The 10,579-nt window shown below is 62.5% G+C and carries 8 protein-coding genes; 1 reads left to right on the top strand and 7 read right to left on the bottom strand.

The annotated features are described in order from the left end of the window. Window positions 1-4: 4 nt before the first annotated feature. The 7 genes from CH249_RS09780 to CH249_RS09750 all read right to left on the bottom strand — a co-directional run bounded on the left by CH249_RS09780 (window position 5) and on the right by CH249_RS09750 (window position 8,710). On the bottom strand, window positions 5-1,294 hold the full coding sequence (locus CH249_RS09780; protein WP_094681772.1) for an NtaA/DmoA family FMN-dependent monooxygenase: 1,290 nt from the start codon (window positions 1,292-1,294) through the stop codon (window positions 5-7). A gap of 37 nt (window positions 1,295-1,331) precedes the next feature. Then, entirely contained in the window at window positions 1,332-2,645 is a 1,314-nt protein-coding gene (locus CH249_RS09775; protein ID WP_094681771.1) for an NtaA/DmoA family FMN-dependent monooxygenase, read from the bottom strand. Window positions 2,646-2,677: 32 nt separating this feature from the next. Continuing rightward, on the bottom strand, window positions 2,678-3,985 hold the full coding sequence (locus CH249_RS09770; protein WP_037148450.1) for an NtaA/DmoA family FMN-dependent monooxygenase: 1,308 nt from the start codon (window positions 3,983-3,985) through the stop codon (window positions 2,678-2,680). A gap of 183 nt (window positions 3,986-4,168) precedes the next feature. Then, on the bottom strand, window positions 4,169-5,824 hold the full coding sequence (locus tag CH249_RS09765; protein WP_094681770.1) for an ABC transporter substrate-binding protein: 1,656 nt from the start codon (window positions 5,822-5,824) through the stop codon (window positions 4,169-4,171). Window positions 5,825-5,958: 134 nt separating this feature from the next. Next, complete coding sequence (locus CH249_RS09760; RefSeq protein WP_052077540.1) at window positions 5,959-6,843, bottom strand: ABC transporter permease; 885 nt, start codon at window positions 6,841-6,843, stop codon at window positions 5,959-5,961. Then, window positions 6,843-7,886 carry an ABC transporter permease gene (locus CH249_RS09755; protein WP_094681769.1) on the bottom strand — a complete coding sequence of 348 codons (1,044 nt, stop codon included), beginning with the start codon at window positions 7,884-7,886 and terminating at the stop codon, window positions 6,843-6,845. Before CH249_RS09755 ends, CH249_RS09760 begins: the two co-directional genes overlap by 1 nt. Further along, window positions 7,883-8,710: an ABC transporter ATP-binding protein gene (locus CH249_RS09750; protein WP_094681768.1), complete on the bottom strand. Its 828-nt coding sequence runs from the start codon at window positions 8,708-8,710 to the stop codon at window positions 7,883-7,885. Before CH249_RS09750 ends, CH249_RS09755 begins: the two co-directional genes overlap by 4 nt. A 421-nt stretch (window positions 8,711-9,131) precedes the next feature. On the opposite strand from CH249_RS09750, the gene CH249_RS09745 reads away from it, so the two are divergent. Beyond that, on the top strand, window positions 9,132-10,424 hold the full coding sequence (locus CH249_RS09745) for an NtaA/DmoA family FMN-dependent monooxygenase (RefSeq protein WP_094681767.1): 1,293 nt from the start codon (window positions 9,132-9,134) through the stop codon (window positions 10,422-10,424). Window positions 10,425-10,579 lie beyond the last annotated feature (155 nt).

Genomic DNA, 10,579 nt, shown 5'->3' with positions numbered 1-10,579 from the left:
ACGATCAGAAGTCCATCAGGTTGTCGCGGAACAGCTCGTGCGCATATCCGTCGCGAATCAGTCCACGCTTGCGCAGTTCGGGTGCCAGACCGTCGGTGATCTCGCTGATGTACCGCCGGTTCACGCTTCCCGCGATGAGGAAGCCGTCACCGCCCACCTCTGCCGCGATATCGCCCATCTGCTCCGCCACCGCGTCGGCTGTGCCGATCAGTTGGACGGACTTCCGGATGTCCGAGCTTGCTGCCTCGCGCAGCGTCATCCCGGTGGTGTTGGCACCGATCAGGGCCATCGTGCCCCGGCCTGCGTTGGTCTCGACGGTGGGGATCGGCGCGTCCAGATCGAATTTCGAGAAGTCGATGCCACTGGCATAGGACATCGAGGCCAGATTCACGTCGATGTTGTTCCGAAAGCCGTCGAGGATCCGCTCGTTCTTGTCCTGCGCTTCTCGATCGGTCTCACCGAGTACCGGACTGACGATGAACATGATCTTGCACGAATCCGGGTCTCGCCCCTCCACGATCATGCGGGCACGGACGTCGTCGCGGTACGTCTTCATGGCCTCGACGCTCTCTACCTGAGCCAGAATGGTCTCGGCGTGTTTGGCCGCGAAGCCGCGGCCTGCAGGCGAACCGCCGGCCTGGCAGATCACCGGTCGACCCTGCGGCGTCGGCGTGGTGTTGATCGGCCCGCGGGAGGAGTGGTACTTGCCCTTGAAGTCGATGTTGTGAACCTTCGCGAAATCCGCGAATACGCCCGCTTCTCGGTCGAGGCGCACCGCATCGGGCTCCCACGAGGACCACAATTGCTTGACGAGGTCGATCCATTCGTCGGCCATCTCGTACCGGTGGTCGTGCTCGAACATTTCCTCGTAGCCGAAGTTCTGTGCCGTCCGAACATTGTGCGAGGTCACCAGGTTGACCCCCGCGCGCCCGTTACTGAGGTGGTCCAGCGTGGCTGCGGTGCGGGCCGCCATGTACGGCGGATGGAAGGACGTCGTCATCGTGGCGATGAGGCCGAGACGCTCGGTGTGCTGACTCAGAATGGGGAGCAACGAGTTCGGGTCCTGCTTGGGCACCGACCGTGCATTGGCCAGCCACCACTGCGACGAGCCACCGAACGAGTCCGGGACGAACGAGCCGTCCTCGAACATGATGTAGTCGAAGCCGGCGCGTTCGAGCGACCGAGTCATGTCGATGTACAGCTCGGGGTGGTTCCATTCGGTGCCGCCCTCCCCCGACCACATCTGGTTCCACGACTGCACCTGCCAGCTCAAGAACCAACCAAGGTGGAACATGTCTTCTCCTCTTGTGTCGAGACCTACGGTCGGTCGATCAGAATGCGCGAAGATTCTCGCGGAAGTGGCTGTGCTCGTACGACGTTCGGGTCAGTCCTCGTCGCTTGAGTGCGGGCACCAACCCGTCGGTGATCTCGGCGACGTAGCGCCGGTTCATCGGAGCTCCCGCAATGAGAAAGCCGTCGCCGCCCACCTCCTGCATGACGCCGTCCATCATGTCGGCAACGTCGTCGGGAGTGCCCACGAATTCCAGGGTGTCGATGGCGCTGTGGCCGGTGATACGCTCGCGCAGGGTCTGCGTGCCGTCGCCCTTGAACTCGGCGAAACTGCTTCGGTGCCCGTTGCTTTCGAGATCTGCCGGCAACGGCTCGTCGAGGTCGAACTGGCTCAGATCGATACCGGACAGGTGCGAACGCCCGGCCAGGAGCCCATCGATGTTGCTCGCTGCGGCATCTGCTCGACGCTTCTGCTTGGCCTTGGCCTCGGCCGTCGTCTCACCGAGGATCGGGGAGATCAGGTACATCACCTTGACGTCGTCGGGGTTGCGGCCGGCCTCGACGGCACCCTGGCGGATGTCCTCGCGGTAGCGTCGCATCTTCTCGGTCCCATGGGGATTGGAGATGATGGCGTCGGCGTGCTTGGCGGCGAACTCCTTGCCTTTGTCCGAGCCACCGGCCTGGAGAAACACCGGCCGACGCTGCGGGCTGGGGATGGTGTTCAGTGGTCCCCTCGACTTGAAGAACTTGCCCTCGAAATCGATTCGATTGACCTTCTCGTGGTCGGCGTAGATGCCGCCCGCCGAGGTGTCCGCATGCACCGCTCCGTCTTCCCAGGAGTCCCACAGTTTGCAGGCGAGCTCGACGAACTCGTCGGCGATGTCGTAGCGCAGATCGTGCTCGGGCATGTCGAATCCGTAGTTTTGCGCGGCGCGAGTGTTGCTGCCGGTGACGATGTTCCAGCCGATGCGTCCCTCGGCGATATGGTCGAGCGTCGACATCAGACGCGCCACGGTGTACGGGTGGTAGAAGGTGGTGGTCAGGGTCGGAACGATGCCGAGGTGCTTGGTCGTGTACGACAGAATTCCGGCGAGGACGGCAGGATCGTGTTTCGGTGCCGCGGATGCCGTTGCCAGGTAGTACTCCATCGAACCCTTGTAGGTGTCCGAGACCTGCACCGAGTCCTCCATGATGAGGAAGTCGAAACATGCCCGCTCGAGCGAGTGTGCCAGGTCCACGTACTGATCGGGCATCATCCAGTCGGTCGCACCGGTCCCCGACCACGGCTGATTCCAGGACTGGACGCCGAAGCCGGCTCCGAGGAACCATCCGAGGTGAAATTTGTTGGCAATCATAGTTTTCTCCAGATACGAAACGAGTGAGAGGGTCAGAATTCGAGCAGGTTGTCGCGCAGATGATCGCTGCTGTACTCGGTCCGCATCAGACCTCGGCTCTGTAGAGCCGGCACGAGTCCGTCTGCGATCTCACCGATGTACCGCCGGTTGTGCGGCTGGCTCCAGATCAAGAACCCATCCCCGCCGACCTCTGCCATGGCGTCGCCCATCTGCGCGGCAACAGCATCCGGTGTACCGACCAGCTCCATCGATTCGGTTCGGTACGCAACACAGGCCTCGCGGAGCGTTCGGCCGTCGGCCCAGTTGCGGAAGTTCTCCAACGTGGACTGATGTCCGTTGGTGTGCACGTCCTCGGGCATCGGCTTGTCGAGGTCGAACGTGGAGAAGTCGATCTCCATGCTTGCCGACCAGCCGATGAGCACTCCCGCGGGATTGGCGCGTACCGCCGCAGCTTTGCGATCCTTCCGCGCGAGCGCATCCTCGTGGGTCTCACCGAGGATGGGAGAGACCACGTACATCACCTTCGCCGAATCGGGATCGCGGCCGTGCAGCGCCATCCGGCGCCTGATATCGGACCGGTACTCCTTCATCGCTGCAACACCTTTGGGCAGCGCCATGATCATGTCCGCATGCTTGGCAGCGAAGTCGCGGCCCGCCGGTGACCCGCCTGCCTGCGTGATGACCGGTCGCCCCTGCGGTGACGGCAGAGTATTGAGCGGTCCCCGAGAGGAGTAGTACTTGCCCTGGAAGTCGATGGTATGGACCTTGGTGTGGTCGACATAGGTGGACGTTGCGCGGTCCATCACCACAGCATCGGCATCCCACGAGTCCCAGAGCTTTTCGACCAGTTCCACGTACTCGTCTGCGCGTACGTAGCGCTCGTCGTGCGGAGGTAGCGCGTCCATACCGAAGTTCTGGGCTGCGCGATCCTCGCTGGACGTCACCACGTTCCACCCGATACGACCCGAGGACAGGTGATCGAGTGAGGAGATCGAGCGTGCGAGAAGATAGGGCGGATAGAAGGACGTCGATGCGGTCAAGGCGATACCGAGATGACTGGTGGCCCGGGTGAGCAAGGGAGCCAACGCCATCGGATCACCTTTCGGCGCCCACCCACCGGTCTTCAGTGTCGCTTCCGAGCTGCCACCGTACGTATCCGACACCATCGACGAATCCTCGAGTAGCAGAAAGTCGAAGCACGCGCGTTCGAGCGTCTTGGCGAAGTCGACGTAGAAGTCCCCGTTCAACCAGTCCCCACTGTCGGAACCCTCGAACGCGGTGTTCCAGGACGTCGGTACGAAGCTGCCGAACCAACCGAGATGAAATCTGTTGTCTGTCATGGTCACATTCGTTCCTCGCTGGTCGTTCTTCCTCGGTGTAGGTCAACTACACCGCGCGGATGTTTCGCCCGGCCACGTTCTCGGTAGCCGTCGGATTTCGCCGCGATTCACGGGCGTTTCCGCACGCAGTTCGGTCGGGAAGCCCGATATGACCACCGACCGAACTGCCTTCGGGAGTGCGCTCTACGAACCGAGCGTCAGATTGGAGTAGTCGATACGGAAATCGGTGCGCTGCACGAACCCGCCGATACCGGCCTCGAGCGCCACCGACGGCCGCACCCTGGCGATGAAGATGTAGGGAGCCTGCTCGGTCATGCGCAGCTCTGCCTGATTCCAGAACACCCCGGCCTCGGGGCTCAGTGCATCACCGGCATCGAGTCCTTGATCCACCATCGCGAGGAACTCGGGGTCGTTCCACAGCGCGATGTTGGAGCCACCACCCGGCTGCGTGAGCAACTGCAGCGAGTACGGCGGAGTCATCGTCACCGATGCACCGATACTGAGGCTGGCCTGGACCTTTCCGGCCAAGGTGTCGGCATTGAGCTGCGCTGCAGGCACTTCCGCGATCGTGACGTCGATGCCCGCTTCGGCCGCAAACGACTGGATCTGAATCGCCGTGTCCTGCGCCGCCGGAAGCTGATTGTTGACACTGAGGGTGAACTCGAGACCATCGGTCAAGCCGGCGTCCGCCAGCAGCGACTTGGCTCGCTCGGGGTCGCTGTCGTACTGGGGAAGATCGCTCCCGTCCCAGTTCGGTGCCTTGTCGTCGAGTACGTGGTTGTACTTGTAGGCCCTGCCGAAGAAGACGTCGGACATGATCTGGTCGTACGGGATCGCGTATGCCATCGCCTGGCGAACCCGCACATCGTCGAACGGCGCGGTGGTGGTGTTCATCGAGAACAACAGGTATTGATTCGAGGTCGTCGTCGGGACGGTCACCGCGTCGTTGCTCTCCAGCGTGGCCTGGTCCGACGAGCGCAACGCCAACGCGACATCTGCGTCGCCGCGGGTGACCATGTTCGCCCTGGTCGCGGGGTCCGCCACGACGCGTCGGGTCATGCGCTTCACCTCGGGCTCACCGAGAACGAAGTTGGGGTTCGCCGTCATGACGATCTCCTGGCCGGGAGTGACGGACTCCAACATGTATGCGCCGTAACCGAAGTTGCCGCGCATCATGTCCTCGGCACCCCACGCGACGGCGTACGGGTCCTCGGGAGTGGCGTTTTCGATGAGGTAGTTGCTGTCGTAGATCGACCCGATGTTCTCGGCCAGGTTGGCCAGCAGGGTCAGTCCATAGCCTGCTTTCTCCACCGTGAAGCTGACGGTGTAGTCGTCGACCTTCTCGATCTGGGTCGCCGGGTCGGTCAACATCGGCTTGTAGTAGCCGGCCATACCGCCGCCCGGGGTGGCGAACTTGCGCTCGAAGGACCACAGCACGTCATCGGCGTCGAGCTCGTTGCCGTGCGCACTCATCACACCCTGACGGAGCGTGAACGTGTAGACGAGCTGATCCGGGCTCACCTCGTAGCTGTCGGCCAGGTACGGCTCGAAGTTGTAGTAGTCCTGCACCAGTGCATCCGAGCCGTCCTCCTCGACGTACGGCTTGCGAATCAACTGCGCGTGCATGTTGTTGGTGACGTCCTGATTGTCGGTGCCTGCGGTGTAGCCGTAGTCGCGCACCACATTCGACGCCTGGTCCGGTGTCACGACGACGATCTCACCGGGAGTCGACGCCGAGGACTCTGATCCGCCGTCCGAGCAAGCGCTCAAGGCGAGGGCACCGACGAGCAGCGGGACCGTCCACCTGAGTCCGATGGAAAGACGATGAGAGGTCTTCACGAGAGTTTGTTCTCCTTCTTCGGTGCACGAGTGCAGGTGTCATCGCCGGTCGAGCCGGTGGCTTCGATCGCGTGAGATGAGGGACTAGAGAGGTTTTCGCGGACCGCACTGTCCGTTGTGGCAGATCGCCGCTGTCAGTGGGAGCGGCGGGTGCCCTTGGTCAGCCTGCGACCGACGATGGCCACCGAGGCGACGGTCAGACACAGCGCGAACGCGGGAGCGCCTGCCGACCAGAGCTTTCCGATGGCGGCGTCGCCTGCGCCGCGGGTGATCATCGAGCCCCATTCGGGGGTGGGCGGCGGCAGACCGACACCGAGAAAGCCGAGCGCTGCGGTGAGAATGATCGTCATGCCGAACACGACCGACGCGTTCTGCAGCGCCGGAACCGACGAATTGGGCAATACGTGTCGGAACACCAGTTGCGTCTCGGACAGTCCTGCCTGACGGGCGGCATCGAGATACGCGTCGCCGCGCACCCGCAGTACTTCGGTACGGACGAGCCTGGCCTGAATCGGCGCGAGAATGATCGACAGCGTGAAAATCATGGTGATCGAGGACGTTCCGAAGAACGACACGACAACCAGGGCGACGATCACTGTGGGAACGGCTTCGAGCAGATCGAGGAAGCGCGCCGCGCCGCGAGCCAGCAAGCCGCCCAGTCCGCGTCCGGCCTCGTTCATCCCGATGGTGAGTCCGATCAGAATTCCCGCCACGGTGGCGGCAACCGTGACGGCGAGGGCGATCGTCACGTCGATGCGGGCCCCGGCGATGGTGCGTGAGAACACGTCGAGTCCATTGGAGTCGGTGCCGAGAAGAAACTCGGAATCCGGTGACAGAGAGGGTGCACCGACGACCTTGGTCGGATCGAACGGGACGATCCACGGCCCGATCAGGGTGATCAGCAGAATCACGGCCAGCGGAACGAAGAGCAGGACGGTGCCGACCGAGACCGACCTTCGAGTCGGCCGCCTCGCACTGCGAGTATCGGACTCGACCTTCTTCGGTACCAGAGCAACCATCAGGAACCACCTCCTGCTCGGCCCGGCTTGCGGCGAGGGTCGAGCAACATGTTGACGAGATCGACACACAGGAACACGATCAGCGAGATTGCGGCGACGACGAGCAGGAATCCTTGCAGCGCAATCAGATCCGTCGCCGCGACCGCCTCGACGGCGTATCGGCCCATGCCGCCGAGGCCGAACAGGGTCTCGAGGATGACCGCACCACCGAGAAGAGAACCGAAGACCATGCCGAACAACGCGACGGTCGGCGGCAATGCTCGCCGGTACGCACTTGCATAGATGTACTTGCGGGCCGAACCGGTGGCGATCTTGAACATCGTCGGTTGCGCGGTGAGGCTCGAATCGAGAGCTGTCAGAAGTTGTTTGAGTAGAATCGGGGTGACCGAGAGCACCAGCACAGCAATCGGGAGCAGCAGGTGCGAGATCATCGAGGACACCACAACGGTGTCTCCACGAAGAATCGCGTCGAGCAGCGGGAACGAGGTGAGCGGCTCGGGTTCGGTCAATCCGGCCCGCACTCGGCCGGTAGGAGCGGGAACCACCTGCAGCGTGGCGTAGAACAGGAAGATTCCGACCACTCCGACGACGAATTCCGGAACGGCTCCGGCTGCTTGGGCGTAGCCGCGAACAGCCCGCGCAGCAATGGATCTGGGTCTGGAAACGACTACTCCCGACAGCAGCAAAGTGATCGCCAGGAGAAAGAAGAACGCAATTCCTGCGAGTTCGAGTGTGCCCGGTAGCCGGTCTGCGATATCGGTTGTCACCGGCCTACCGGTCATGATCGCGTTGCCGAGGTCGAAGTGCAGTAGGTCGCTCAGATACGACATCAACTGAGACCACAGACTGCCGTCGAGACCGAGCTCGGCCTTCGTCGCCAGATAATCGGCTTCGGTGGCTTCGGGGCCGACCACTTCACGGGCCGGGTCACCCGGGATAGCGCGTACCAGGAAGAACGCGGCGACCGCGAAGACCAACAGATGCAGCGGTAGGACGGCCACTCGGCCGAGCCACCACCGTTGACGTCCGAGAAATGTCTTCATCGCGCTGCCGCCACGGCGAGTTGCTCGACTGCTTCGTCACCGCGGTACGCGTCGAGCAACTCCGCCGTGTACGGGTCCTGTGGTCGCTCGACGACATCGTCGGTGCTGCCCTGCTCGACGATGACTCCGTTCCGCATCACAACGAGGTCGCGGGCGATGAACGCCGTAGCGGGAAGTCCGTGCGAGACGAAGACCAGCCCGCACTCCGATTCGATGCAGTACCGACGAAGCATGTTCAGGATCGCGCCTTGCACCGAGACGTCCAACGCGGACACCACCTCGTCGCACAGCAATATCCGGGGCCGAACGACCAACGCCCGGGCTATCGAAAAACGCTGTCGTTGACCTCCTGAGACCTCCGAGGGATATCGGTCGGCCATCGAGGGGTGGATTTCGAGGGACTCCAATGTCTCGTCCACTCGTGCGTCTGCGGCCGTGTTGTCCAAACCGAGAAGCCGGACGGCAGGTAGTCGTACCGCATCACGCAGTGTTCGGCGTGGATCGAAGGACGATGTCGTGTCCTGCGCGACATACTGCACCTTCGACCGGAATTCACGCCTGCCTGCCTTCGAGGACAGGACCCCGTTCAGTTCGGCTCCGTTGTATCGCACCGAACCCGTCGTGGGCGAGAGCAATCCACACATCATGCGAACCAATGTCGATTTACCGGAGCCGGACTCGCCGACGATTCCGATGGCCGAGCTCGACGTCACCTTCATGCTGATGTCGTCCACGGCCGGCGACCCGGACCCACGACGGTCGAAGCTCTTGCATACGTGTTCGGCGTCGATCTCGGCATACGCTGCGCGCAGGTTGCCACTCATCACGATCCTCCAAGCCGATTGTCTCCAGCAGAGCTATTGCTCGATGCGCACAGCATTCTCGGCACGCGTTACTGGAAGGGACGTTCGGCGTAACTGAAGTATTACGCCGTTCGAATCCCCTGGTCAGAGGGATCCGAAATTAATTAACGCCGGAGTGACATAGGTCTCGGTCCGCCTCTGCAGCGCTGCTCGGCGGCGTTATCGGAACCGACAAACCGCCCGAGCAGGTGATGTTTGCGGCGTAATAACTCATTTACGCCTGCGCCACGTTCGGTAATGCGTTTGCAGGAGGCTTCCTTCATCGGCAACCCGCACGTTGCCCAACCATCACGAGAGGGATTGGCATGAACAACCACGCTCCCGCCGACAGCGTCGTGTCGACGCAGTCGTCCACCGGTCGAATCGACGCAGGCGTCGCCGCATGATGCATCTCGGCTGGTTCTTCACGACGGGCTTCGGGGTCTACGGCTGGAACCAGCCGTGGTCGGGCAACGTGGCGTCCGACGTCGGTCGACCCGATCTCTTCGTCGATGCTGCGCGAAGCCTCGAGCGTGCAGGCTTCGACTACATCATGCTCGAGGATTCGTCGGTACTGTCCAACGTCTACCGTGGGACGTTCGAAAGCTCCGTACGCCGCGGCACCACGGTGCGTTTCGACCCGATGCCCCTCGTCCCGCTGATGGCGGACGCCACCGAGCGCATCGGCATCATCGCCACCGTCGCCACGACGTTCTACCCGCCGTTCCTGGCCGCCCGACTGATGTCGACTCTCGACCACCTGACCGAGGGGCGGGTCGGGATCAATCTCGTCACCGCGAGCGCCGACGGAGCCGCACAGAACTACGGACTGGCCAAGCAGATCGAACACGATCTCCGCTACGAGATGGCCGACGAATGGGTGGACGTCGTCACGCAACTGTGGGATTCGTGGGACGAGGACGCCCTGGTTCTGGACTCGGAATCCGGAGTGTTCGCCGATCACGAAAAGATTCACACGATCGATTTCGAGGGCAAGTACTACGCCTCGCGAGGTCCGCTGAACGTCCCGCGCGGCCCCCAGGGTCGTCCGGTCATCTGCCAAGCCGGAGGTTCTCCCGCCGGCCGCGCATTCGGTGCAAAACACGCCGACACCATCATCGCCAATGTCCGCGGACTCGATGCCATGAAGGAATACCGCGAGGACATCAGCCGCAGGCTCGTCGAGTACGGCCGCAAGCCCGACGATGTCAAAGTGCTGTTCCTGGTCAGCCCCATCATGGCCGATACCGACGAGGAAGCTCTGGTCAAACGCGATCGGATGCGTGAAGTGCAACGAAACAACATCGACGGCATCCTGTCGGCGATGTCGTACTTCAGCAGCACCGATTTCTCACAGTTCGACATCGACGCGCCGGTTCCCGATCTGACCCAGTACAACGGGCACCAGAGCACGCTCGCGGACATGGCGAAAACCGGCAAGACCCTGCGCGAGATCGTGGCGAACTATCCGACCACGGAATCGATGGAGCTCGTCGGAACGGTCGAGACAGTGGCCGAGAAAATGGAGGAGGCAATGGAATTCATCGGCGGAGACGGCTTCCTCATCGCATCTCCTGTCACACGCAAAGCCATCGCCGAAATCTCCGACGGTCTGGCTCCGGCGCTGCGTCGTCGCGGAGCGATTCGCGACGGTTATTCGCGAACCACGTTCCGAGAGAACCTCGCTGCCTTCTGATGCAGGTGGCGTTGTGCCCCATGGATTTCGGCGTTTCCCCAGCTCGACGGTCTGCATCGCCGAGCACGACACGGCGCAATCGACATGCAACCGGGAAGTCTCGAGGGTGCTACGCACGTGCTGTTTGCTGGTGTCATCGCCCCAACGAAAGGTTC

The organism is Rhodococcus sp. 05-2255-3B1, from assembly GCF_002258545.1.
Taxonomy (GTDB): Bacteria; Actinomycetota; Actinomycetes; order Mycobacteriales; family Mycobacteriaceae; genus Rhodococcoides.
This window is presented reverse-complemented; position numbering and strand designations above follow the sequence as displayed.